The sequence below is a fragment of the Micromonospora sp. NBC_00389 genome, assembly GCF_036059255.1.
Classification (GTDB): domain Bacteria; phylum Actinomycetota; class Actinomycetes; order Mycobacteriales; family Micromonosporaceae; genus Micromonospora.
Genome location: NZ_CP107947.1, coordinates 5276678 through 5299854, shown reverse-complemented (window position 1 = coordinate 5299854; position 23177 = coordinate 5276678). Strand labels below are relative to the sequence as shown.

Genomic DNA, 23177 nt, shown 5'->3' with positions numbered 1-23177 from the left:
GGCTCAGGTCGTGGACTCCAGCTCGTCGAACGCCAGGCTCCACCAGGATTCCGGCTCGGCGAACGCCGTCGGGTCGACCTCCCGCAGATCGATGCGAATCCGCGCGGCACGGGCCGCCCGCTCCCGGCCACCCGGGTCGGTGGCGATGAGCTGGCCCAGCCGGTACAGGAACTCCACGAACGCGGCGAAGCTGCTGTTGACCGTCTCCAGGTTCGGCGTCTGCAGGTCGAGCAGCACCACCGCGCCGGTCGCCGCCTCCAGGCAGAACAGCAGCATCGGGTCCTCGGGCGAGCTGCCCAGCACGACGTACGCGCGCGGCGCCTCGTCGCCCACCTCGATCCGCAGGGTGGAGAAGAGCTCCACGTCGGGGGCGGAGACGTCGACCGTGAACAGGATCGGCACCTCGACCGGCAGGGCGCCGTACGGCGGGAACGTCTCCGGCCCCAACGGGCCCAGGATCGCGTCGAAGCGCTGGTCGGGGAAGTAGATGACGCCCCGCTCGCCCCACAGCGCGACCAACTCCTCGCGGGTGACCGTCACCGCCCGGGCTCCGCGTCGGGGTCGTCCGCCTCTTCTTCGTCGTCCTCGTCGAGCAGGCCCTGCTGGCCGAGGAAGGCCCACCATCGGTCGTCGGCGGGGGTCAGCTCGGCGTAGCCCGGGCCGAGCAGGTAGTAGTGCACGAAGGAGTCGAGGTCGGGGGCGAGCTCCTCGAAGGCGTCCGACATGAACCACTCGGTGCCGGTCGGCGTGAAGTACCAGATGGCGCCGGTGCCGCGATCCATGAAGATCGGCTCGTCGCTGTGGGTGCCGATCACCAGCCACCCCGCCCGGTCCTCGGGAATGGAGGAGAAGGCCGGCGCGTAGTCGAGGTGGTACTGGATGCCGGCGAGGGTCGATGTGGACGCCAACTCGATCCGACCGGCGCGCAGCCCGTCGGCCACCAGCAGGAGGTCCCGCAGGCCCGCCGGAAGGTCGGCCGGCAGGGCGTCGGTGGCCGCGCCGTCGCCGAACTGGGCGTACCCCAGATTTGCCGGCTGGTCCTCAACCAGGTCGGCCCGCAGCTCCTCGATGAGCTGGTGCAGCTCGGGGGTCAATCCACCACCTCTATTCGGATCGGGGTGCCGTCCGGCAAGTTCTGGATCTGCCCCCAGATCTGCGAGCCGATGTCCGTGTTGGTTCTACCATGCAGCAACTTGAGATTCTCAACGGTGTCCGGCCCACCGAGTTGGAGCTCCCACACGTGGTCCGGGTGGTAGCTGCTGAGCCGTTCACTCAGCCGGTTGGCCAGATCCTTGTCGTGTGGCCAGTACTTGTCCCAGATCTTCTGCCGGATCCGCTCCTTGTAACCGTCGGTGATGCTCTTGTCCCGCTCGACCGGGTTGGTGGCCTTGTAGAGCTTGCCCTCGTCGCTGAGCTTCTGCAGCGCCGCCATCTTGCGCCGGAACTGCGAGGTGGCGTGGAAGTCCTTGCGCGTGACCTGGATCACCTTCGTCGGCAGGCTGTGATCCGGCCCGGTCACCCGGACCTTCGGCTTCTCGAGCTTCTTGACGGCCGCGCTGACGATCTTGCCGGCGGCCGGCTTCGGGGCCGCGCCGCGACCACTCCTCGGCTTGCTAGGCATCGAGAAGCTGCCCGATGACCTGGTCGATCAGCAGACCGACGATCTCGCGAGTGATCATCTGAAAGATCGGGATCTCGGCCAGCGTGGCCCCGAAGGTGGCCACCGCGGTCGCGATCGCCTGCGCCACCTGAAACGCGAGGATCGCCAGCTGCACGATCACCTGAATCTTCAACGCCAGGACGATCGCCGCGCAGATGATCAGGCCGGCGCCGAGAATGACGGCCGCCTGAGCAGCGTCCCGAAGCACCGACGGCCCACTCTGCTCACCGGTCCACCAGCCCTGGAACGCCTGCACCGCCGGGCCGAGGTTCTGCGACCACACCTGGGTCGCGCCCGCGTCCGCCTCGCCGGCCGTGGCGCCGATCCGGCCGGCGAAGTCGATCCACGCCTGGCCCATCTCGAAGAGCTTCTCCTCGTCGCCCTCCGGCCAGGAGTAGCCGATCCAGCTCAGCGCGGTGACCAACTCACCCGGCAGCTGCAAGCCCACTCCGCTACCCCAATCCGCCGGCCAGCGAGCGCATCGTGCCCGCGCCGTCCTCGTCGACCCGGTCGTACGCGTCGGCCATGGTGGTCAGATCGCCACCGGCCGAGCCGATCTCCTCCGCCGCGATCCCGATGCAGTCGAAGACGTACGCGGCGACACCGGTGTAGGCGGCCCCGATCAGCGAACCGATGTCGTCGGCGCCCCACGGCTCGCCGTAACCGGCCATCTGCGCCTCGAAGCCGTCCAACTCGTCGAGGAATCGGCTGGCGACATCGGAGACGGTCCCGCCGGCGTCGCGCATCGACTGCGGCTCCACCTCGAAGCCGTCGCCGCTCATTTCGGGCCGCCCCGGACCATCCGCTCCTGCGCATCGGTCAGTGCCTGGAGGAACGACCCCAGGCGCGGCACCGCCGTGTCCCGGACCTCCGCCAACTGCTCCCGCAGCTGCGTCAGGTCACCGACCTGCGGGGGCACCGTGGCACCCCGCATCGCGTCGATCGCCGCGTTGACGGCGGTGGTGATGTGTTCGGTCAGCTCCACCGAACCGAGCCGCATCAGCCGGGGCTCCACCCAGAGCGAGCGCAGCCGACCGTCCGGGCCCAGCTCGGCGCGGACCTGGCCGTCCGCTGCCTCGCCGGCCGGCGGGTCGGCCGGTACGTCGTCGGTCGGAGCGCTGACCGCCGCCAGCGCCTGCATCGTCGCGTCCAACATGCGGCTGAAGTCGCCGCTGACCTGATCCGCCGCCATGTGCCCTCCCCAAAGGCCGAACGGGCCGAGCCTAACCGACGGGTACCACGGCTTCACCCGGCCCGGCCGACCCTGGACACCATGATGGACGGATGGCGCTCGCCGGCACTAGGGCGCGGGCGACCGCTCGATGGTGACGTCGACCGGCCCGATGCGCAGGGTGCCGTCGGTGAGTGGTGTGCAGCGGATGCCGCCGGTGGTGCGCAGCGCCTTCCACGCCCCCGGGCCGACCGTGACGTCCATCCACGCGCACGGCCGGGCGGCCCGGTTGACCCGCAGGCTGACCGGGCCGTCACCGGAGTCCAGGACCAGCACCTTGCCGATCAGCTCGTCCACCGCGATGCCGGTGGTGAGGACGTTGCGCCGGACCTCCGCCAGGCCGACGCCGGGTGGCAACGACTCCCGGGCGATCACCGTCACGCTGGCGTCGCGGTGCGCGGGCTGGCCGAAGTACCGGTCGCCGACGATGCCGAGGCCGGCCCGGATCCGGACCACGTCGACCAGCTCACCGGGCGGCGCCGGCGCCGGGCCGTCGGTGGGCCGGCCCAGGAAGCGGTGCACGGGCGAGGCCAGCAACTCGACGATCTGCGGCATGGACGGATTCTACGAACCGGACGGCACCCTCCGGGCCGGCTCGGCGGACCCGGCGGTCGGCGGCCCCGCGGCCGGTGGTCGTGACGGTGGGGACGGCGGCACGGGCGCCGCCGTCCCCACGCGACGAGGTCAGGCCGGAGTGCCGGTGACGGTCAGGTTCCGCAGTCGACCCACGTTGTCGAACGAGCCGAAGCCCACCCGCCCGGAGCCGAACGTGGTGTCCTTCGCGGTCATCAGCGGGTCCCGGTGCCCGTCGACGTAGACCGCGATCTCGCCGGTGGCCGGCAGGTGGACGACCCGTACGCGGTGCCAGTCGGCATCGGTGATCGCCGGGTTGGCGCCACGGGACCGGCCGTTCCACTGGTGGTCGATGCGCTCCCGGTCGGCATTGTTGACCTTGAAGATCCCGTTGTGCGGATAGATCGTATTGTCGGTGGAGAGGTGGGCGTAGTAGAACTCGGTGTCCGAGCGCCAGCCGAAGACGATGATCACGTCCCGGTTGCTGACCTCCACCGGCGTGTCGAGCCGTACCCGCGCCTCGACCTCGACCGACGACCACTCCGGACCGCCGGTCAGTACGGCGTACTCGAACGGCCGGCGCGGCCCGGGCCGGCTGACTCCGGCCTCGGCGAGGATGACCTGGTCGCGGGTGAACTGCCACTTCGCCGGGGTTACCGGCGCCCAGTTCGAGGCCCCCGCGGTGCGGCGCAGGGTGGTGTTCCCGACGTCGCCGCTGGCGAAGACCCGGGTGCCGGTGACCTTCCAGATCTTTCCGTTGGCCTTGGCGACCACATAGAGCTCACCGGCGGCGTCGGTGCCGAAGCGCAGGTCGACGCGGTTGGGGTCACCGGGGGCGCCGGGCCCGGACAGGTCCCGCATCCGGACCGGGCTGCCGGCGGTGTCGAACAGGGCGAGCTGGTGGATCGGGGCCAGGCCCCGGCCGCGACGCATCTCGTTCGCCTCGGTGTAGAGCACCCGGCCGTCGACCAGGTCACCGAAGACGTACTTCCCGCGCAGCGCCGGCAGGGCGCGACCTCGGTAGACGAACCCGCCGGCCACCGCGACGCCGACGTCGGCGGTGCAGTTCCAGCCCGCGGCGGGGTCGTGGTCGTACGCGGCGACCGGGTACGTGTACCCGTACTGGTCGTCGTCGGCGGGCAGCGGGAACAGCCGGTCGCAGGGGTTCGTAGCCGTCTTGTCGAAGACGAAGGATCCCTCGCGCCCGCTCCAGCCGAAGTTGTCGCCGGCACGCACCTCGTAGATCGCCTCGATGGCGTGCTCACCGATGTGCCCGAGGTACATCCGCCCGGTCGCCCGGTCCCAGCTGAAGCGGTGCGGGTCGCGGAAGCCCAGGGCGTAGATCTCACCGAGCGCGCCGGCCCGGCCGACGAACGGGTTCGTGGCGGGGATGCCGTACCGCCCGTTGGCGGAGGTGGTGCCTCGCGGATCGATCCGCAGCAGCTTGCCGTGCGGCAGGCCCAGGTTCTGCGGGTCGGTGTTGCGCACACCCAGGCCACCGTCGCCGACCGCCAGGTACAGCAGGCCGTAGTCGGCGTCGTGGCGCTTCGCGGTGGGATTGAAGTTGATCTCCTGGATGCCGTGCACCTGGCCACCGAAGCCGATGCGCAGCACCTCCCGCCGGGTACCGGCGAACGTGTCGGCGGCCGGGTCGGTCGCCGTCCACTCGGTGATGACACCGTGGTAGATCGTGCCGGGCTGGGCGTAGTCCGGCGGCGTGGTCGCCGCCGAGGCCGACTCGGTGTGGATGGTGTAGAACCGGCCGTTGGCGCCGAACTCCGGGTGGAAGGCGACGTACCCGAAGCCCTGGCCCAGGCCACGGCCGGAGAAGAACTGCGGCGCGAACGTCGCCGCCACGTCGAGGTAGACGTGCGGCACGCCACCCTCGACCAGGTAGAGGCTGCCGTTCAGGTCGGGCACGGCACGCCGGCCGGAGCCGTCGGGCACCTCCATGATGGTGTTGATCCGGGCGGTCCGCATGAGCCGCTGATCGGTCGGGGCCGGGTTGGGGTACGACTGCGGGAAGCTGGCGTACTCGCTGAGGACCAGCCCGAGCCGCGACTGGATCGGCATCTCGGGGACCGGGTCGTAGACCGCCCCGGCGGCCTGGGCGGGCGTCGCGAGCAGGGTGGACAGGACCAGCACGAGGGCGGTGAGACCGGCCGTCAGTACGGGTCCGCGGATCCTGCGGGCGCTGTCGTGGAGGGTGAGCACGCGTGTCTCCTTCTCGGTGGGACGGTGCCGAGGGTGGTCAGCGGGCCAGGTGGCGGTACTGCCTCCGCACGTCGCTCGCGGAGACCACGCTGTCGAGGAACATCAGGCCGTCCATGCGGCAGTCGCACGGATTGCGCTCCAGCGTGTCCTGGGGGAAGCTTCCGCCGATCTTGATGCCCCGGGGGTCGGAGGCGGTGGTCACGTGCGGGCCGGGCCCCGACACGAGCCACGGGTCGTCGGTGCGGGTGTAGAAGCCGTCCACCGGTTCGCCGTTGCGGTAGAGGGCGAGGGCGCCGGTGGCGAAGTCGAAGGTGGCGGCGAGGTGCACCCACTCCCCCGCCGGCAGCAGGTCCCGCCAGTCCTGGCTGGCGGCGAACGTCTGCGAGTTGCCGCCGTCGAGCCGCCGGCCGAGCGCGACCAGCCGCAGCTCCCCGTTGACGTCGATCAGCTCCAGCAGGGCCCGGACGCCGTGGCCGTCGGAGTCGCCGGTCAACACTCCGGCCAGCCCGATGGCGTTGAAGCGATCGTTCGGGTCGGCGGTGGTGGAGTTGGGCAGCGGGCTGTCCATCTGCAGCTTGAACCAGCCCATCACGGTGGTGCCGGCGGTGGCGTTGAAGGCGCGGAGCGTCCGCACCCCGCTGGCCGACCAGGTGCCGGCCTTCCAGTCGTCGTTGCCGGCCACCGCCGGGTCGACCTGCCGGGTCTGCAGCGCCCTGCCGCTGCCCCGGTAGGCGTGGTCGGCCACCCGCATGGCGGGACCGCCGTTGATCAGCTCGATCTCGGTCCCGGAGCGACCCTGGTCGCGCTCCAGCGCGGGGTCGCCCGGCACCGGGTGGTCGAAGTCGTACGCGGCGACCAGGTGCGCTCGCAGGGCCGGGTGGACATCGGACGGATGGTTCCGGTCCGCCTGTGCCGGTGGCGCCCCCGTGCCGGTCAGCACGCCGACCGCCAGGAGGGAGACGGTGGCGACGGCGGCTCTTCTGGCCCTGGACATCGCGTTCACCTCATTTCGCGGCACGCCGGTGCCGACTAACGTAAGCGCTTACGTAAGCGCTTACGTACCCTAGGCTTCGACAATCGTCACTGGCAAGAGATCAGGTGACATGGATGTTCCAGGGAGTTGCGGATGCCCAGGGCAGGCCAGCGAACTCGGCTCGTGGACGTGGCGGACCGCGCCGACGTCTCGCTGGCGACCGCCTCCCGGGCCCTCGCCGGCCGCGAGGGGGTCAGCGCGGAGGTGGCCGACCGGGTCCGGCAGGTCGCCCGCGAGCTGGGGTACGTCGCCAACCCGTACGCCCGCACCCTCGCCAGCGGCGCCAGCTCCACGGTGGGGTTGATCGTCCACCAGGTCGACGACCCGTACTTCTCCGAGATCGCCAGCGGGGTCATCCAGGTCGCCGCCGAGCAGGGGCTGCTGGTGCAGATCTGTCAGTCCGGTCGGGACCCCGACTACGAGCTGCAACAGCTCCGCCATCTCATCGCCCAGCGGGTCGGCATCATCCTGATCAGCGGCTCAGGGTACGACGACCCGCGGGTGGAGGCCGAGGCCCGCGCCGAGTTGGCGGCGTTCCAGGACCACGGCGGCCGGGTCGCCGCCATCGGGCGGCACGCGCTCGGCGTCGACGCCGTCCTGCCGGACAACGAGGCCGGCGGCCGGGCGCTCGCCCAGCACCTGGTGGACCTCGGCCACCAGCGGATCGCGGTCGCCGCGGGCAGCGCCGGTCTCACCACGGTCGCCGACCGGCTCGCCGGCGTCTCGTCGGCGCTGCGGCAGCGCGGGTTGTCCCCGGCCGACCTCGCCGTCGTGCACGGCGACTTCACCCGCGGCGGCGGCCGGGCGGCCACCGAGCAGATCCTGAACGAGCACCCCGAGACGACCGCGATCATCGCGCTCAACGATGCGATGGCGATCGGGGTGCTGTCGACGCTGCGGTCGCGCCGCGTCCCGGTGCCCGAGCGGATGTCCGTCGTCGGGTTCGACGACGTCTCCGTGGCGGCCGATCTCGCGCCCAGCCTCACCACCATCCGGCTGCCGATGACCGAGATGGGTCGCACGGCACTCACCCTCGCGCTCAAGCCCCGCTCGACGCGTCCCCGGCGTCGCGCCACCGGGCACCTGCTGGTCGTCCGCGACTCCACCGGCCCCGCGCCGGGCACCTGACCGGCGCAGACCGTCCGCCAGGTTCGGCGGCACGCGACCCAGGCCGGGAGCAACCGCCGCCGTCGTCGGTCCGGTCGGTCCCGAACCGGCTGTTCCCGGCTCGCCCGCCGCCCCGCCCGCCTAGGGTGAGGCTTCAGCAGCTCGCGAGCAGGGAGGAAACGGCGATGGACCCGACGACGGAGGTCCTGTTGGACGCGCTCAAGCGAGCCGCGGAGGCGCACGGCGAGTACGAGAAGGAGCTGGGTCGGACCGACCCAGACTGGCCGCAGTGGTACGCACAGCACATGACCCGCACCCTCACCGAGGACGGCTACCGGCTCACCGGACCGAAGACCCCCTGAGCGTCGACCTCGGCCGGTGACCCGCTCGGCGCTGGCAGGATGGGTACCGGTGCTCATTCCCGAACCGCCCCGAGCGGGGGGATGATCTCCGGATGACAGCGATGAGGGGTATGCGCCCACTGCTCGGGGCCCTGTTCCTGGCGGCGGCCACGGTCGGGGTGTGGTTGCTCTGGCTGGGCTGGGACACCGAGTACACCGTCGACCCGGAGACCGGGTCGTCCAGCGGCCCGTACGCGCCGTGGCAGGTGATCGGCTGCGTGCTGACCCTCGTGCTGCTCGCCGCCCTCGCCGTCCGGCGGCTCAGTCCGTGGCTGGTGGCGCCGGTGATGACGGTGGCCTTCACGGTGCCATGGTCGTGGCAGGCCGCGTCGACCGACGACAGCGGACTGTGGGCCGTCGGGGCGATCCTGGTGCTGGTCGGGATGGCGATCGGCAGCACGCTGGTGAGCCTCGGCGCACGCCGCGTCGGCCGTCGCCTGGCCGGCCGAACCCGCTAGCCGAGGCATCCGGCAGCCCGCTGTGGTGGTGCTCGTCCACACGCCGCCCGGTCACGCTGATCCGGGCCTGATCGACCGCCGTCCGCCCATCGTGGACGGACGATATCTGTGATCTTATATTCACCATGATCACTCCGACTCCCCTCATGAGCCTGGTGGCCGGCGTCTGGGGTTTCAAGACCCTCGCGGCCGGCGTTGAGCTCGGCCTGTTCACCCGACTCGCCGACGGCCGGACGGTGACCGTCGAGCAGGCCGCCGCCGAGTTCGGGTTGGCCGATCGCCCGGCCGACCTGCTGTTGGCCGCGAGCGCCTCACTCGGGCTGTTGGAGAAGGCCGGTGACGGCTACCGCAACTCCGAGCTGGCCGAGCAGTTCCTGGTGGAGGGCCGCCCGTACTACTTCGGAGCCCAGGTCCGCTACTCGGACCTGCGTACCTACCTGCCCTGGCACCGCATCGGCGAGGCGCTGCGCACCGACCGGCCACTGACCTGGGACCCGCAGGCCCAGGAGTCGATGTTCGACACCGCCGACCCGGAGATGCTGGCGCAGTTCTGGGACGCCATGTACTCCACGTCCAGCTTCACCGCCGGTGCGCTGGCCGAGGCGTACGACTTCTCGCCGTACCGCCGGCTGCTCGACGTGGGCGGCGGCGCCGGCGCGTTCCCGATCGAGCTCTGCCGCCGGCTGCCCGAGCTGCGGGCGACCGTGCTGGACCTGCCACACGTCTGCGTACGGGCCGAGGAGCGGATCGCGGGTGCCGGTCTGACCGCTCGGATCGGCGCGGTTGCCGGCGACTTCCTGGCCGACCCGGCGCTACCGGGCGGACACGACGTCATCCTGCTCAGCATGATCCTGCACGACTGGGACGAGCCGACGAACCGGGCGCTGCTGGCCCGGTGCCACGCGGCGCTGCCGCCCGGCGGGGCGATCGTCGTCTGCGAGCTGCTGCTCAACGACGAGCGCACCGGGCCGCCGGAGGCTGCCCTGATGGGCATGAACATGCTGGTCGAAACCGAGGGCGGCCGGAACTACTCGGGCGCCGAGTATGCCGCCTGGCTCTCCGACGCCGGCTTCGTCGACGCCCGCACCGTGCCGTTCGACGCCCCCGGCGCCAACGGCGCCGTGGTGGCCCGCCGGCCCTGACCGCCGACGACACCCGGCCCAGCGGGGCCGGGTGTCGCGGCGTCCTCGCGGCACTGGTGTCCGATCGGCTACCGGTACGGGTCAGGCGCGAGCCTTCGCCGGCTGCTTCATGAAGTCCATGATCGCCTTGTTGACGTCGTCGGCGTTGGTCCACGGGAGACCGTGCGGCGCGCCCTTGAGCGTGATGAGTTGGGACGTCGGCGTCATCGGCGCGAGCCGCTGGCCGGTCACCGGGTAGGGCAACACGTTGTCCTTGTCGCCCTGCACGATCAGCAGCGGCACGTCGATCTTCGGCAGATCGGGACGGAAGTCCTCCTGCCAGGCGTCCACGCTGTCATGGGTGCCCTTGGCGGAGGCCATCGCACCGATCTGCCAGTGCGCCCGGTACGCCTCCTCGCTGACCAGCTTGCCCTTGTTCTCGCTGTAGTTGAAGAACGCGTCGCAGAACTGGGTCAGGTAGGCGAAGCGGTCCTTGATGATGGCCTGCTGGAAACCCTTGAAGAGGCTCGGGTCAACGCCTTCCGGATTGTCCTTGGCTTTGGCCAGCATTGGTTGCAGCGGGCTGACCACCACGGCCCGGCTCACCCGCTGCGAGCCGTAGTTGCCCAGGTAGCGGATCACCTCGCCGGTGCCCATCGAGTGACCGATCAGGGTCGCGTCGCGCAGATCCAGTTCGGTCATCAGCACGTCGAGGTCCGCGGCGAAGGTGTTGTAGTCGTACCCGAATGCCGGCTGGGCGGAGTTGCCGAAACCGCGCCGATCGTAGGTGATCGTCCGGTATCCGGCGTTCAGCAGCGCGGTGGTCGACTTCTCCCAGGTCGCCCCGTTGAACGGGAAGCCGTGGATCAGCACCACTGGCTTACCGGACCCGTGATCCTCGTAGTACAGGTCGATGGGTGCGGAATTTTCCGTTCCCACGGTGATGAAAGGCATGTTTCACTCCTGCTCCGGTTCGGCTGTCGGACACCAGCGCTTTCCCGGGCGGTCGACGGATATGCCGACCACCGGAGTGCCCGCCGCCAGGTGTGGCGCGACACGGACCGGACAGGGGTGTCCCGACCGGGCCGCGCCGGCCTAGCCTCGGGGCGTGAGTCATCCGCCCCGGCTGCGGGCCGTCAGCGACCTGCACGTCGGCTATCCGGAGAACCGCTCGTTCGTACGGGAGCTGCACCCGGACAACGACGGCGACTGGCTGCTCGTCGCCGGCGACGTGGCTGAGCGGTTCGCCGACATCGAGTGGGCGCTCGGGCTGCTCAGCAGTCGGTTCGCGAGAGTGGTCTGGGCGCCGGGCAACCACGAGCTGTGGACACCGCCCGACGATCCGGTGCGGCTGCGCGGCGAGGAGCGCTACCGCGAGCTGGTACGGCTGTGCCGGCGGTTGGGTGTCGTCACCCCGGAGGACCCGTACCCGGTGTGGGACGGCGACGGCGGCCCGGCCACGATCGCCCCGCTCTTCGTGCTCTACGACTACACCTTCCGGGTGCCCGAGGCGAACACCAAGGAGCAGTCGCTGGCGCTGGCGTACGAGGCCGGGGTGGTGTGCACGGACGAGGCGCTGCTGCACCCCGATCCCCACCCGAGCCGGGAGGCGTGGTGCGACGCCCGGGTCGTCGAGACCGAGCGCCGGCTGGCCGAGCGCGACCCGGCCCTGCCGACCGTGCTGGTCAACCACTACCCGCTGGTACGCGAACCCACCGACGTCCTGTGGTTCCCGCAGTTCGCCCAGTGGTGCGGCACCGTCCGTACCGGAGACTGGCACCTGCGCTTCGGCGCGGCCACCGTGGTCTACGGGCACCTGCACATTCCCCGGACGACGTTCCACGACGGCGTACGTTTCGAGGAGGTCTCCCTCGGCTACCCGCGCGAGTGGCGGCGGCGCGGGCCGGTGCCGAACCCGGTTCGCACCATCCACCCGGCGGACGACCTGCGCCGGATGCAGCAACCGGCGGGCTGACACACACCATCGCGACCGGGGGCGGCCGCCGGTCCTCGCCGGTGGCCGCCCCCGCTCGCGGTCAGCTCGCGTAGACCTCCAGTGCCGCCAGTTGCCCGGCCGGCCAGCCCGTGTTGCCGGTGACGGTGATCCGCAGGTAGCGGGTCTGCGCGGCGGTGAACGTGAGCGTCACCTGGTTCCCGGTGGCCGGGTTGAAGGTGCGCCCGGCCGCCGCGACCAGCGTGCCGAAGCTCGCCCCGTCGGTGCTGCCCTGCACCGCGAGGGTCTGCGTCCGGGTGGCCCAGGCCGCCGCCGGTGGCAGCTTGAGCACCACGCGCCCGACCGTGCGCGCCGCGCCCAGGTCGACCTGGACCCACTGCGGGAAGGCGTTGTTGACGCTCTCCCAGTAGCTGTTCGGGTCGCCGTCGACCACGTTGCCCGATCCGTAGCTCTGGGTGTGGCCGCTCTCCGCGGTGGGCCGACCCCGGGCGAGGTCCGCGTTGGCCGGGGCGTCCGTGGTGACCGTGACCGCGTTCGACGGGGCGGAGGTGTTGCCCGCGGTGTCCCGCGCGGTAACCGTGAAGCTGTATCCGGTGGACGGGCTGAGCCCGCTCACCGTCGCCGTGGTGCCGGTGACGGTGGCGACCACTGTGCCGCCCTGGCGTACCTGGTAGCCGCTCACCCCGGTGTCGTCGGTCGACGCCGTCCAGGCCAGTGACACGCTGGTCGCCGTCCGCCCGGTGACCGTGAGGCCGCTCGGCGCGGTCGGTGGGGTGTCCGGCCCGCCGGTCGCGGCGTACACCTCGACCTGGGCGAGTTGCCCGGCCGGCCAGCCGGTGTTGCCGCCGATGCTGAGCCGGACATAGCGGGCGGTGGTGGTCGGCAGCGTGCGGGTGACAGTGTTGCCGGTCGCCGGGTCGAAGGTGAACCCGGCGGCCGGGGTGATGGTGGCGAAGGAGCCGCCGTCGGTGCTGCCCAGCACGGTGATGGTCTGGGTACGCGTCTCCCAGCCGGCGGGCAGCCGTAGTACGAGCCGACCGACCTGGTGGCTGGCGCCCAGGTCGACCTGCCACCAGTGCGGGAAGCCGCCGTTGCCGCTCTCCCAGTAGCTGGCGGCGTTGGAGTCCACCGCGTTCGACGCCGGGAACGGGCCGTTCTGGCTGCTCGCGGAGGCGGGCCGGCCGGCGGCCAGGTTCCCGCCGGTCGGCGGGCCACCGAGCATCGGCTGGGTGGGGCGTACGGGGGTGAGAGCGAGCTGCCCCTTGAGCATCCGTCCGCCGTCGGCGGTGATGCGGAGGTAGTAGTCGGAGGAGCAGGCCACGCCGTCCTCGTCCAGGGCCCGGATGTTCGCGCCGGCCGGGGTGGTGGCCTGGGTCTCGGAGGTCTTGGCGATCTGGTTGCCCTCGTTGTACTCGTCGAACATGGACACATACAGGCCCTGGGAGCCGAGCCGGACCATGTTGTAGATGTGCCGCCAGTAGAAGTCGCCGTGGCGGCGATGCCCTCCGGCGAGGTCACCGGGCATCACGCAGGGCTGGTAGTCGATGCCGCGCGCCACGCAGTCGGCCATGTCGGGGATGTTGACGTTGTTGTAGTACGAGTCGAGCCCCTCCAGGGTGGTGGTCCGGTAGACCATCCAAGGCGAGATCATGTTGAACGCGTGGTAGACGTCGAGGAAGCCGGGGCGGGAGTCCTCGATCCCCTGGCGCCACCAGGTGGGCACGCCACCGATGACGTAGCAGCCCTGCGCCTTGAACCAGTTGACGACCTCCAGGCAGGGCCCCGGGGTGAAGGGCCGGCTGGGTTCGCTGAAGCCGAAGCCCCAGATGCAGACGACCGGCTTGCCGTTCTGCTGGGCGTACGCGCTGGACGCGGTGTGCGCGGACATCTTGGTCGTCCAGTCGATCTTGATCTCCGACTGCATGTTCAACCAGTCGGTGACGTCGTACATGATGTAGAACTTGCGGCCGTAGCGCTCGGCGGCCGAGCGGACCTTCTGCGTCATGGCGTCGCGGGTCGGCCCCTCGTCGCCCATCGGGTTGAACCGTTGCAGGGCGGCGGTGTCGCAGCCGTACTCCTGCATCCACCGGAAGTGGGTGTCCACCGTCTGCTGGTCGTAGGAGGAGAAGAGGGTGGCCGGCGAGCCGTTGCCGAGGTTGGGGTAGGCGGTCGGGTAGCTGCGGGTGTACTCGCGCATGTCCGGCCACGACACGATCGTGGTGTTGGCAGGCGAGGGCGGCTGGAACCGGTCACGGCTCCAGTGCCACCAGCCGCCGATGGGCGCCGAGTCGCCGGGGCAGCTGAACCAGCCCTGGTAGCCGACCGTCACCTTGCCGACCACATCCCCGGGGGGACTGGCGGCGTGGGCCGGGCTGGCGAGGGTGGTGAGCAACTCGGTGGTGGAGGCGGCGGCGAGGGCGGACCCCGCCACCACCGACGTGACGAACCTGCGGCGGGAGACCGCCATGACGACCACTCCTTCGGGACGGAAGGCATTGACGGTCATCGTGGCAGTAGCGAAAGTGGACTCGCAAGAGTTCGACTGATCGATGAAAATATTGGTCAACGGGTCGGAAGGAAACGAGCACCCCGCCCCGCCGGTCGATCCGGCGGGGCGAGGCCGACTCAGGCCGCGAAGTTGCGGAACAGCAGGGACGCCAGGCCGAGCGCCAAGGCCAGGTTGAACACGGTGGCACTGGCGAACACCGCGACAGGCCGCCAGCCGGCCTCCCGCAGCGACGCGACCCGGACCTCCAGGCCGATGCTGACGAAGGCCAGGATGAGGAACCAGACGCGCAGGTCGTTGACGATGGCGATGGTGGCCTTGCCGTCCGCACCCGCCGCGTCGAGGTACCAGGTGGCGATGACCGACGCGGCAACGAATCCCAGGACGAACTTCGGGAAGCGCCGCCACAACTCCCCCAGCCCCGGTCGGGCCGCGCCGGGCTGACGCTCCACCCGCAACGTGAAGTACGCGGTGAGGGCGACGGCGACCACGCCCATGAGCGCGTTCTGGGTGACCTTGACGATGCTGGCGATCTGGAGCGCCTCCTCGCCGGCGAGCGCTCCGGCGGCAGTGACCGCGGCGGTGGTGTCGATGTTGCCGCCGATCCAGGCGCCGGCCACCGCGTCGGAGAGCCCGAACACGTCGGCCAGCCAGGGCAGGATGAAGATGGACGGCAGCGCGAAGACGATAACCAGACTCGCTGTATAGGCCAACTGCTCGCGTCGCGCCCGGACGGCTCCGGCGGCGGCGATCGCCGCGCTGACCCCGCAGATCGACACCGCCGAGGCGAGCAACGCGCGTAGCTTGTCGTCGAGCCCGAACCGGCCGGCCAGCCACCAGGTGAACAGGAAGACCCCGCTGATCAGCAGGATCGCCTGGGCGATCGCCGGGCCGGCGGCACTGGCGATGACGGCCAGGTTGATCGACGCCCCGAGCAGCACCAGACCGGTCTTGATGAAGAACTCGGTCCGGAACGCGGCGGCGATCCGGTCGCGCCACCCGAGCAGGGTGACGGCTGCGTTGCCGAGCAGGCCGAGCAGGATCGCGTAGACCGGGTACTCGATCGCCGCCCCGATGTCCTCGACGGCGGTGCCCTCGGCCCACGAGGGGACGTTCTGCTCAAGGTAGCGGGTGAGCGCGGCGAGCCCCACCACGACCACCAGGCCGAGCGCCGTCCAGGCCCAGAACGGGCCGCCGCGTGCCACACCGGCGGGGCCGGCGGGGTCAACGGACGACGGCGGCCCGCTGTCCGGGGCGGGCTCGACCGCGTCGGCGGGCACTTCGGCCGCGCGGATGGCGTCGGTCGTGTGGGTGGCGTCGGTTGTGCGGGGCTCATCGCCCGTGCGGGTCGCGTCGGTGGTCATCAGGGCACCAGCCCGGCGGGGATCGCACCGAGCAGGACGAGACCGAGCAGGACCAGACCGAGAATGGTCGCCACCCAGTCCTCGTTGAACGCGAGCCGGGACTCCCCCGCGGTTGGTGGGGTGGACGGTGACGGATCGGTGCTCATGACATACCTCCGAGGGGAAGGACCGATCCGGCCGTGACGGGATCGGGATGGGGGCGGAACGCGGACGCGCGAGGGCCTCGACGAGCGGGCGGGTGGCGCCGGACACGGGTCGGCGCGCCGAACGTGGCAGCGGGGCCGGGCGGAGGGTGCGGGCAGCGACGGCGCTCAGTCGGTCGCCGTCGAGCTGGGACAGAGCTCGGAGGCGACCCGCATCAGGTCCACGACCCGACGGGAGGTGAGGAACGGACCGACCGGCATTCACCCATTTTCCTATCGGGACGATAGGAATTCAAGCCCACGGGAGTGGTTTCTCCATCCACCCGTCGACCCCACCCCCGCCGGACAGGCGGAGGGCCGGAGCCACACCGGCTCCGGCCCTCCGTCGGTACGCCCGACCTGCCCTACGGCAGCGGGTACTGCGCGAGGTAGACCGGCACGCCGACCTTGGTCATGTCGGCCGCGTCGCCCACGCCGTTCACCACGTGGTCGATCGTTCCGGCGCTGAGGTTGACGGTCATGATGTGGTGCAGCCGCACGCCCGGCCGGACCGGGACCTCGAAGCCGTTCTCGGTGTGGATCGACGGGTTGTTCTGGTTGAAGACGTAGACCCCGCCGCCGTACAGGGTGTGGTGGCGTACCCGGTCGCCGACCTTGTAGCCGGCCCAGCCCTCGACCGCGCCGTTCATCCAGTCGGCCTGCGTCGGCGGGTCGTACGGCAACTCGTTCTGGTAGAGGATCGTGGTGCCGTGCTCGCCGTTCCAGACCGTGTTGTACCGCTGGAAGTGCTCGACGAAAAGGCCGGTGGCGGTCACATGGTCGCCGTTGATGACGGCGCCGTAGCGGCCGGTGTTGGTGCGCCAGCGCTCCGTGTCGCCGTTGACGCCCTCGGTGAAGCCCTCGACGCCGTGGTCACCGCGCCACACCCACGTGTGGTCGATGAGCACGTTGTCGCTGTTGACCTCCAGCGCCGTGTTCGTCCGGCCGATGTGCGGGCCGCCGACCCGGAAGTACACGTCGGACAGCGTGGTCGGGTTGGCCGCGCTGCTGGCGTTGTGCCCGTGCTGCCGGCCCACCCGCAGCAGGACCGGCGACTCGACGCTGCCGGCGTCGATCGTGACGCCGGCGACGACCACGCCGGGCACGCCGGCAACGTCCAGTGGAACGGCGCCGTTCACCGCAGTGAGCGTGGCATGCCCGATGCCGAGCACCACCGTGTTGGGGCGCCGGACCTCGATGCTGCGCGCGATGTCGTACGTGCCGGGGGTGAGCAGCAGGTGCTTGCCGCGCGCGAGTTGGCTGTTGATGACGCGCACCGAGTCCGACGGCTTCGCGATGAAGAAGTCGCGGATTCCGATGGTCCGCCCCGCCGTCAGGCCGTCGGCCCAGGAGACGCCCCGGCTGTCCCGCTGCGCAGCGGGCACCCGGACGTTGTAGCCGCCCTTGGCGTCGACGAAGAGGTACGGCTTCTCCCGGCTCAGCGGGGTGGTCTCCAGCGTGGTGTACGGCGGGTCGGGGAAGGTGGCGTCGTCCGGAGCGCCCTCGACCCCGGCGAAGACCTGGTTCCACACCGCGTTGGACCAGCCGGCGACCTCACTGTTGCGGGTCAGCCACTGCTGCTGGGATCCGTTGGTGGTGGCCGGCAGTCGCGAGTCGGCGATGAAGCCGCCGCTGGCGAACTGGGGGCCGGCGGTGCAGTAGTCCATCAGCGACAGCCCGCCGCCGTTGATGTTCAGCCGACGCATCGATACCGCCTGGGACACCGCCCAGAAGTTCGCCGACGACCGGCAGCCGTCCTGGCCCGCCGCGTTGATGGTGAGCGAGAGATTGGACAGGGTGCGCCAGAAGTTGACCAGCGCGAGGCAGTTGCCGGTGCCGCCGTCCGCCAGGCAGCGGTTGTAGACCTCCAGCTTGCCGTTGACGCTGACGTCGGTGGGCGAGGCACCCAGACCGGAGACCTCGGTGTAGTAGCCCACCTTGGCCTGCAACGGCTGCTCCGCCGTGCCGTACGTGCCCGGCTTGAACAGGTAGGCGTGCCGCGCGGTGCCCATCTCGTTGTCGACCTGGCGGGCGTGCGCCGCGTCGACGGTCTGCTGGATCTCGCTGATCGGCATACCGGGGTCGAAGATCGTGACGTTGGGTCCGAAATCCGGGGCGCCCTGCGTCGGCCGGCCGGCGCTGGCGGCGGTGCTGCTCATCGTGACGGCGGTGGTCAGCACCAGAGCGAGAATGAGGGTGCGTCCGGATCGCCGGCGCACCCGTCGGGGCTGGGTTGTCATGCGGTTCGTCCTCTCCGCTGGCCGGAGCGTGCTCCCGGCACAGCTGGGGCGTGAGAGCGCTCTCTGATCCCTCCGGCCGGAGGTTGGACCGGGACGAAGGGGTTGGCATGTTTCTACCTGGTAAATCGGCCGCACGCCATGACCCCGGCCCGCGAAGTTCGGCCCGGGCGGGCGAGAATGGACGGTGACACGGGGAGGCGCTGATGCGGATCGACTCATTGCCCCACCTGGACGAGCACGCCACCGTCATCGCGGCGGAGACCGGCGAGGTCTGGCCCCACCTGGCGGACATCGTCGAGGCGTCCTTCTCCCGGCCCGGCATGGCCGGCTACGCGCGCCTGGTGGGTGCCGCCGACCCGGGCACGTCCGGGTCACGGCCACTCGCCGAAGGCTCGACGTTCCCCGGCTTCCGGGTGGTCACCGCGATCCCCGGTCGGGAACTGGCCCTGCGCGGCAGCCATCGGTTCTCGACCTACGCACTGATCTTCCGCCTCGAACCCATCGGCCGGGGCCGGTCACGGCTACGGGCCGAGACGCGAGCCGCCTTCCCCGGCCTGGCCGGCCGCCTCTACCGACAACTCCTCCTGACCTCGGGTGGCCATGTGATCGGCATCCGGCGCATGCTCGCGGCGGTCCGCCGCAGATCCGAATAGGCGGCACCGGCTAGACGTCGTCCAGGAATTCGTCGATCATCGGGGCCAGCCAGTCGGCGCGCTGCGGGATCATCGTGTGGGTGGTGCCGGGCAGGATGGCCAGCCGGCACCCCGGCAGGCCGGTCAGGTCGCCGGGCACCGCGCCGCCGAGCAGCCGGAACATCCGCACCGCATGCTCGGGCTGGACGATGTCCGCGTCGGCCAGCACGATCATCGTGGGCGCGGCCAGCGCGCGGATCTGCTCGGTGGTCCACTGCGGCAGGTTCGCGTCCAGCACCTTCATCTTGGTGACCAGGTTGGCCCAGCCCGCCGGGTCCGGCGCGCTCCGCAGGTACTCCTCGTGGAACTCCGAGCCGTGCAGGTGCTCCGGTTGCAGGTCCTGGATTCCGTCGAGCAGCCCCGGGTGCAGGCCGGCGTCGTCGAAGCTCACCGAGGCGAGCACCAGCCGCCCGACCCGGTCGGCGTGATCGGTGCCGAGGCGCAACCCCACCGCCGCGCCCATGCTCCAGCCGAACACGTCCGCCCGCCCGACGCCGAGGCGGTCCAGCAGCTCGACCACGTCGGTGGCGAAATGCTCCACGGTCAGCGGACGATCGAGGTCCGGTGTGCGACCGTGCGCCTGCAACTCGACGGCGATCACCCGCCGGGTCTTCGCCAGGATCGGCAGGATCGCGCCGAACGAGGTGCCGATGCCGGAGAGCGCCCCGTGGATCAGCACCAGGGGGCGACCCTCGCCGTTGCCGTGCTCTTCGTGGTGGATGTCCATGCCCACACGGTGCGCCGGAGCGCTTACGGTCAACTTCAGGTCGCCTTACCGCCGAAGGGCTTGGTTCGGGCGTGTGGGTCGAGCCAAGCCCTAGGATGATCGCCGTGCAGTTCGGGGTGCTCGGACCGCTCGCCGTCACCACCGACGCCGGCGAGCCGGTGGCGGTGCCCGGCACCAAGGTACGGGCGCTGCTGGCCGACCTGCTGACCAACCGCAACCAGGTGGTCTCGGCGGACCGCCTCATCGACGACCTGTGGGGCGCGGACGCCCCCGCGAACCCCACCGGCGCCCTTCAGGTGCGGGTGTCCCAACTACGCAAGGCGCTCAACGACGCCGAGCCGGGCGCCCGCGAGCTGGTCGAGTCCCGGTCACCCGGGTACCTGCTGCGGGCCGGCGGGGTGGACGCCGACCGGTTCGCCGAGCTGACCCGGTGCACCGACGTCGACCGGCTGACCGAGGCCCTCGCGCTGTGGCGCGGCGACGCGTACGCCGACGTGGCCGACGCGGAGTTCGTCCGCGCGGAGGTCACCCGGCTGGCCGAGCAGCGTCTCGCCGTGCACGAGCGGCTGGCCGAGGCCCGGCTGGCCCGGGGCGAGCACGACCTGGCCGCCGCCGACCTCGCGGAGCTGGTCGCCCGGCACCCGCTGCGAGAGGGCCTGCGGGCGGTGCAGCTCCGCGCGCTGTACGCGGCCGGCCGCCAGTCCGAGGCGCTGGACAGCTACGCCGACCTGCGCGACCGGCTCGCCGACGAGCTGGGCCTCGACCCGGGGCCGGAGCTGGTCGCCCTGCACCGCAAGATCCTCGAACAGGACGCCGGTCTGAGCGCGCCGCCGAAGGCCGCGATCATCCGCAACAGCCTGCCGGCCCAGCTCGACGAGTTGGTCGGCCGGGCCGAGGCGCTGGCCGAGCTGCGTACCCTGCTGCCGCGGCAGCGGCTGGTCACGCTGGTCGGGCCGGGTGGCGTCGGCAAGACGCGGCTGGCCACCGAGGCGGCCCGCACGCAGTCCCTGCCGGACGGCGTCCAACTGGTCGAGTTGGCCCCGCTGCCGGCCGGCGACCCGCGCGTCGCCGAGCAGGTGCTCGGCGCGCTGGACACCCGCGAGAGCGCCGGCACGAGCCTGTCGGCCGCCGATCGGCTCGCCGCCGCGCTGCGCCACAGACAACTGCTGCTCGTGCTGGACAACTGCGAGCACGTGATCGAGCCGGTCGCCGAGCTGGTGGCCCGACTGCTGCGGGACGCGCCCGGGGTGAGCGTGCTGGCCACCAGCCGGGAGCCGCTCGGTCTCACCGGGGAGCTGCTCTGGGAGGTACCCCCGCTGTCCGTGCCGGAGGACGGCGACCTGGACGCGGTCCGGCGCTCGGCGGCGGCCCGGTTGTTCGCCGCCCGCGCCGCCGCGCAGCAGCGCGGTTTCCGCCTCGACGGGCGGACGGCGCCCGCGGTGGCCCAGCTCTGCCGCCGCCTCGACGGGCTGCCGCTGGCGCTGGAGTTGGCCGCGACCCGGGTGCGCTCCCTGGGCGTGCTGGGCGTGGTGGACCGGCTCGACGACCGGTTCCGGTTGCTCACCACCCAGCAGCGGGACGTGCCGCCGCGGCAACGGACGTTGACCGCGGTGATCGGCTGGAGCTGGGACCTGCTGGACGAGACCGACCGGCTGGTGCTGGCCCGGCTCGCGGTGTTCAGCGACGGCTGCACCCCGGAGGCCGCCGAGCAGGTCTGCCGGACCGATCTGGACACGCTGGCCCGGCTGGTCGACCGGTCGCTGGTGGTGCTGGACGACTCCGGCGTGGGCCCTCGCTACCGGCTACTCGAATCGGTTGCCGCCTTCTGCCTGGACCGGCTGACCGACGCCGAAGAGGTACGCGCGCGGCACGCCGCGTACTACACGGAGCTGGCCGAACACGCCGATCCGCTGCTGCGCGGCGGCGACCAGCAGCGGTGGCTGGCGCTGCTGGACGCGGAGACGGCGAACCTGCGGTCGGCGCTGGTCCACGGCGGCGGGCTGCGGCTGGCCATCGCGCTGAGCTGGTACTGGTATCTGCGTGGCCGGCTCACCGAGGCGCGGCAGGCGCTGGCGATGCCCGACCCCGAGCACGAGCCCCGCGCCGCGGCCTGGAGGGTCGGTTTCGCGCTGTTGCAGGGCGACCCGATCGTGCCGGCCGAGCTCCGGGCCGCGCTGGCTGGCGACCCGGACGGCCGCGGTGCCTGGTTCGCGGCCACCGCGGTGATCGACCACAGCGATTTGGCCCTGGCATCGGAGCTGCTGCCCACCGCCGTCGCCGACCCGTGGACCGAGGCCGCGGTGTTCAGCTCCCGGGCCAAGATCGCGCACGCCAACGGTGACCAGGCAGCACTGGAGCACGCCGCGACACGCAGCGCCGCGCTGTTCGCCAGCATCGGCGACCGGTGGGGCCGGCTCCAGGCGACCGAGTGGGTGGGTGGGCTGGCCGACATGCGCGGCGAGCATGAGCGCGCCGCCGCCCTGCACCGGGAGGGGCTGCGCTGGGCGGAGGAGCTGGCGCTGTGGCCGCAGGTGTGCAGCGAGCTGTCCTGGTTGGCCTGGCTGGCGGTGCAGACCCGCGACTACGCGCAGGGTCGGGAGCTGGCCGAGCGCGCGTACCAGCTCGCGGTGGAGCAGGCCTCACCCAGTGCGCTGGTCTTCGCGGAGATGAGCCTCGGGATGGCCGCCCGCCGCGACGGCAAGCTCGACGTGGCCGTCGCCCACCTCACCCACCTCGTCGAACAGGGCCGCGCGGAGACCCAGCCCGCGCTCTACCTACCGATGATCCTGGTCGAGCTGGGCTACGCGGTCGAGCAGGGCGGCGACCCGGATGCCGCGCTGGCCCTGCACATCGAGGCGTTCGAGGCCGCCGTGGCGATCGCAACCCCACGGGACGCCGTCAACACCCTGGAGGGGATGGCGTCGGCGGTGCGTTCCCCGGAGGTCGCCGCCCGACTGCTGGGCGCCGCGGCCGCCGCTCGGTTCGCCGCGCAGGCCCCGGCCGCCCCGGCGGAACGCGACGACACCGACCGGGTGGCAGCACGCGTGCTGGCTGCCCTGGGGCGGGAACGCTTCGACGCGCTGGTCGCCGAGGGCGCGAAGCTGAGCCCGGGCGAGGCCCGGGCTCAGCTCTGATCGGTGGTCAGCTGGCCGTCTTCGGCCGGTACGAGGCGATGATCACGCCGTTCTTGTGCACCCGGGTGTCGACCAGCTCGAACGACGCCTTGATGTCCGTCAGCGGCGTCGTCAGGCTGGGGCCGCCCTCCAGCACGGGGTGGATCCAGAACCGGACCTCGTCCACCAGGCCCGCCCGGACCAACTGCGCGGTGACCGAGCCGTAGCCGTACTGGATGATGTCCTTGCCCTCCTGGGCCTTGAGCTTGGTGACCGCCTCGACCAGGTCGCCCTGGAGCACCTCTGTGTTGTTCCAGGTGGGGTTGGTCAGGGTGGTCGAGGCGACGTACTTCTTGACGTTGTTGAAGTACGCCGCGCCGGTGGTCGGGTCGTTCTCGTCCATGCTCGGCCAGGCGACGGACATGCCGTCGTAGGTGGCCCGGCCCATCAGCATCGCGTCCGCTGCGTTGGTCTGTTCGCCGGCGAGGCTGGCGGCCTCCTCTTCGAAGTACGGCGAGGTCCACATGGGGTTCTCGATGACGCCGTCGAGGGTGATGTAGGTCGAGTTGATGAGCTTGCGCATCGGAATCTCCTGGTTGTC

General features: G+C 71.4%; 23 protein-coding genes. 7 read left to right on the top strand and 16 right to left on the bottom strand.

Annotation, left to right across the window (positions count from 1 at the left end):
- Positions 1-3 precede the first annotated feature (3 nt).
- The 9 genes from OG470_RS25025 to OG470_RS24985 all read right to left on the bottom strand — a co-directional run bounded on the left by OG470_RS25025 (position 4) and on the right by OG470_RS24985 (position 6672).
- The gene (locus OG470_RS25025; RefSeq protein ID WP_328415993.1) at positions 4-540 is read right to left on the bottom strand and encodes an SUKH-4 family immunity protein; all 537 of its coding nucleotides are present in this window, start codon (positions 538-540) and stop codon (positions 4-6) included.
- Positions 537-1094, bottom strand: coding sequence for an SUKH-4 family immunity protein (locus tag OG470_RS25020; protein ID WP_328415991.1), 558 nt, complete (start codon positions 1092-1094; stop codon positions 537-539). The genes OG470_RS25025 and OG470_RS25020 overlap by 4 nt, the downstream gene beginning before the upstream one ends.
- Entirely contained in the window at positions 1091-1621 is a 531-nt protein-coding gene (locus OG470_RS25015; protein ID WP_328415989.1) for an endonuclease, read from the bottom strand. The genes OG470_RS25020 and OG470_RS25015 overlap by 4 nt, the downstream gene beginning before the upstream one ends.
- On the bottom strand, positions 1614-2108 hold the full coding sequence (locus OG470_RS25010) for a WXG100-like domain-containing protein (protein WP_328415987.1): 495 nt from the start codon (positions 2106-2108) through the stop codon (positions 1614-1616). Before OG470_RS25010 ends, OG470_RS25015 begins: the two co-directional genes overlap by 8 nt.
- 4 nt (positions 2109-2112) lie before the next feature.
- Positions 2113-2442, bottom strand: coding sequence for a hypothetical protein (locus tag OG470_RS25005; protein WP_328415986.1), 330 nt, complete (start codon positions 2440-2442; stop codon positions 2113-2115).
- Complete coding sequence (locus OG470_RS25000; protein WP_328415984.1) at positions 2439-2852, bottom strand: YbaB/EbfC family nucleoid-associated protein; 414 nt, start codon at positions 2850-2852, stop codon at positions 2439-2441. Before OG470_RS25000 ends, OG470_RS25005 begins: the two co-directional genes overlap by 4 nt.
- Positions 2853-2960: 108 nt before the next feature.
- On the bottom strand, positions 2961-3446 hold the full coding sequence (locus OG470_RS24995) for a molybdenum cofactor biosysynthesis protein (RefSeq protein ID WP_328415982.1): 486 nt from the start codon (positions 3444-3446) through the stop codon (positions 2961-2963).
- Positions 3447-3575: 129 nt separating this feature from the next.
- Positions 3576-5678, bottom strand: coding sequence for a PQQ-dependent sugar dehydrogenase (locus tag OG470_RS24990; RefSeq protein ID WP_328415980.1), 2103 nt, complete (start codon positions 5676-5678; stop codon positions 3576-3578).
- A gap of 37 nt (positions 5679-5715) precedes the next feature.
- The gene (locus OG470_RS24985) at positions 5716-6672 is read right to left on the bottom strand and encodes a LamG-like jellyroll fold domain-containing protein (protein ID WP_328415979.1); all 957 of its coding nucleotides are present in this window, start codon (positions 6670-6672) and stop codon (positions 5716-5718) included.
- Positions 6673-6804: 132 nt separating this feature from the next.
- On the opposite strand from OG470_RS24985, the gene OG470_RS24980 reads away from it, so the two are divergent.
- From OG470_RS24980 to OG470_RS24965, 4 genes are all read left to right on the top strand, one after another.
- Positions 6805-7839 carry a LacI family DNA-binding transcriptional regulator gene (locus tag OG470_RS24980; protein ID WP_328415977.1) on the top strand — a complete coding sequence of 345 codons (1035 nt, stop codon included), beginning with the start codon at positions 6805-6807 and terminating at the stop codon, positions 7837-7839.
- A gap of 164 nt (positions 7840-8003) precedes the next feature.
- Positions 8004-8180 carry a hypothetical protein gene (locus tag OG470_RS24975; protein ID WP_328415975.1) on the top strand — a complete coding sequence of 59 codons (177 nt, stop codon included), beginning with the start codon at positions 8004-8006 and terminating at the stop codon, positions 8178-8180.
- Between the two features lie 92 nt (positions 8181-8272).
- Positions 8273-8677: a hypothetical protein gene (locus tag OG470_RS24970; RefSeq protein WP_328415973.1), complete on the top strand. Its 405-nt coding sequence runs from the start codon at positions 8273-8275 to the stop codon at positions 8675-8677.
- Between the two features lie 125 nt (positions 8678-8802).
- Positions 8803-9819 carry a methyltransferase gene (locus OG470_RS24965; protein ID WP_328415972.1) on the top strand — a complete coding sequence of 339 codons (1017 nt, stop codon included), beginning with the start codon at positions 8803-8805 and terminating at the stop codon, positions 9817-9819.
- An 81-nt stretch (positions 9820-9900) separates the two neighbouring features.
- On the opposite strand, the gene OG470_RS24960 is transcribed toward OG470_RS24965, so the two are convergent.
- The gene (locus OG470_RS24960) at positions 9901-10752 is read right to left on the bottom strand and encodes an alpha/beta fold hydrolase (RefSeq protein ID WP_328415970.1); all 852 of its coding nucleotides are present in this window, start codon (positions 10750-10752) and stop codon (positions 9901-9903) included.
- Between the two features lie 154 nt (positions 10753-10906).
- On the opposite strand from OG470_RS24960, the gene OG470_RS24955 reads away from it, so the two are divergent.
- Complete coding sequence (locus OG470_RS24955) at positions 10907-11773, top strand: metallophosphoesterase family protein (protein WP_328415968.1); 867 nt, start codon at positions 10907-10909, stop codon at positions 11771-11773.
- Between the two features lie 61 nt (positions 11774-11834).
- Here OG470_RS24955 and OG470_RS24950 read toward each other — a convergent pair whose 3' ends face one another.
- The 4 genes from OG470_RS24950 to OG470_RS24935 all read right to left on the bottom strand — a co-directional run bounded on the left by OG470_RS24950 (position 11835) and on the right by OG470_RS24935 (position 18044).
- Positions 11835-14219, bottom strand: a complete 2385-nt coding sequence (locus OG470_RS24950; protein WP_328415966.1) for a galactose-binding domain-containing protein — start codon at positions 14217-14219, stop codon at positions 11835-11837.
- Between the two features lie 158 nt (positions 14220-14377).
- Complete coding sequence (locus OG470_RS24945) at positions 14378-15622, bottom strand: YeiH family protein (protein WP_328415964.1); 1245 nt, start codon at positions 15620-15622, stop codon at positions 14378-14380.
- The gene (locus OG470_RS24940; RefSeq protein ID WP_328415962.1) at positions 15622-15768 is read right to left on the bottom strand and encodes a hypothetical protein; all 147 of its coding nucleotides are present in this window, start codon (positions 15766-15768) and stop codon (positions 15622-15624) included. The genes OG470_RS24945 and OG470_RS24940 overlap by 1 nt, the downstream gene beginning before the upstream one ends.
- Before the next feature lie 401 nt (positions 15769-16169).
- Positions 16170-18044, bottom strand: coding sequence for an adenylyl cyclase (locus OG470_RS24935; protein ID WP_328415961.1), 1875 nt, complete (start codon positions 18042-18044; stop codon positions 16170-16172).
- Between the two features lie 203 nt (positions 18045-18247).
- On the opposite strand from OG470_RS24935, the gene OG470_RS24930 reads away from it, so the two are divergent.
- Positions 18248-18697 carry a hypothetical protein gene (locus tag OG470_RS24930; protein WP_328415959.1) on the top strand — a complete coding sequence of 150 codons (450 nt, stop codon included), beginning with the start codon at positions 18248-18250 and terminating at the stop codon, positions 18695-18697.
- A gap of 10 nt (positions 18698-18707) precedes the next feature.
- Here OG470_RS24930 and OG470_RS24925 read toward each other — a convergent pair whose 3' ends face one another.
- Positions 18708-19463 (bottom strand): alpha/beta fold hydrolase, encoded by a 756-nt coding sequence (locus OG470_RS24925; RefSeq protein WP_328415957.1) that lies wholly within the window; start codon positions 19461-19463, stop codon positions 18708-18710.
- A gap of 104 nt (positions 19464-19567) precedes the next feature.
- On the opposite strand from OG470_RS24925, the gene OG470_RS24920 reads away from it, so the two are divergent.
- Entirely contained in the window at positions 19568-22597 is a 3030-nt protein-coding gene (locus tag OG470_RS24920) for a BTAD domain-containing putative transcriptional regulator (RefSeq protein ID WP_328415955.1), read from the top strand.
- Between the two features lie 7 nt (positions 22598-22604).
- Here OG470_RS24920 and OG470_RS24915 read toward each other — a convergent pair whose 3' ends face one another.
- Entirely contained in the window at positions 22605-23159 is a 555-nt protein-coding gene (locus OG470_RS24915) for a dihydrofolate reductase family protein (RefSeq protein ID WP_328415953.1), read from the bottom strand.
- Positions 23160-23177 lie beyond the last annotated feature (18 nt).

What these genes read in the sequence shown, in the direction of transcription:
- OG470_RS24975 (WP_328415975.1), top strand. Translation starts at nt 8,004, where the DNA reads ATGGACCCGACGACGGAGGTCCTGTTGGACGCGCTCAAGCGAGCCGCG.
- OG470_RS24915 (WP_328415953.1), bottom strand. Translation starts at nt 23,159, where the DNA reads ATGCGCAAGCTCATCAACTCGACCTACATCACCCTCGACGGCGTCATC.
- OG470_RS25000 (WP_328415984.1), bottom strand. Translation starts at nt 2,852, where the DNA reads ATGGCGGCGGATCAGGTCAGCGGCGACTTCAGCCGCATGTTGGACGCG.
- OG470_RS24930 (WP_328415959.1), top strand. Translation starts at nt 18,248, where the DNA reads ATGCGGATCGACTCATTGCCCCACCTGGACGAGCACGCCACCGTCATC.
- OG470_RS24925 (WP_328415957.1), bottom strand. Translation starts at nt 19,463, where the DNA reads ATGGACATCCACCACGAAGAGCACGGCAACGGCGAGGGTCGCCCCCTG.
- OG470_RS24945 (WP_328415964.1), bottom strand. Translation starts at nt 15,622, where the DNA reads ATGACCACCGACGCGACCCGCACGGGCGATGAGCCCCGCACAACCGAC.
- OG470_RS24985 (WP_328415979.1), bottom strand. Translation starts at nt 6,672, where the DNA reads ATGTCCAGGGCCAGAAGAGCCGCCGTCGCCACCGTCTCCCTCCTGGCG.
- OG470_RS24950 (WP_328415966.1), bottom strand. Translation starts at nt 14,219, where the DNA reads ATGGCGGTCTCCCGCCGCAGGTTCGTCACGTCGGTGGTGGCGGGGTCC.
- OG470_RS24970 (WP_328415973.1), top strand. Translation starts at nt 8,273, where the DNA reads ATGACAGCGATGAGGGGTATGCGCCCACTGCTCGGGGCCCTGTTCCTG.
- OG470_RS24980 (WP_328415977.1), top strand. Translation starts at nt 6,805, where the DNA reads ATGCCCAGGGCAGGCCAGCGAACTCGGCTCGTGGACGTGGCGGACCGC.
- OG470_RS24995 (WP_328415982.1), bottom strand. Translation starts at nt 3,446, where the DNA reads ATGCCGCAGATCGTCGAGTTGCTGGCCTCGCCCGTGCACCGCTTCCTG.
- OG470_RS25005 (WP_328415986.1), bottom strand. Translation starts at nt 2,442, where the DNA reads ATGAGCGGCGACGGCTTCGAGGTGGAGCCGCAGTCGATGCGCGACGCC.
- OG470_RS24960 (WP_328415970.1), bottom strand. Translation starts at nt 10,752, where the DNA reads ATGCCTTTCATCACCGTGGGAACGGAAAATTCCGCACCCATCGACCTG.
- OG470_RS24940 (WP_328415962.1), bottom strand. Translation starts at nt 15,768, where the DNA reads ATGAGCACCGATCCGTCACCGTCCACCCCACCAACCGCGGGGGAGTCC.
- OG470_RS25015 (WP_328415989.1), bottom strand. Translation starts at nt 1,621, where the DNA reads ATGCCTAGCAAGCCGAGGAGTGGTCGCGGCGCGGCCCCGAAGCCGGCC.
- OG470_RS24935 (WP_328415961.1), bottom strand. Translation starts at nt 18,044, where the DNA reads ATGACAACCCAGCCCCGACGGGTGCGCCGGCGATCCGGACGCACCCTC.
- OG470_RS24965 (WP_328415972.1), top strand. Translation starts at nt 8,803, where the DNA reads ATGATCACTCCGACTCCCCTCATGAGCCTGGTGGCCGGCGTCTGGGGT.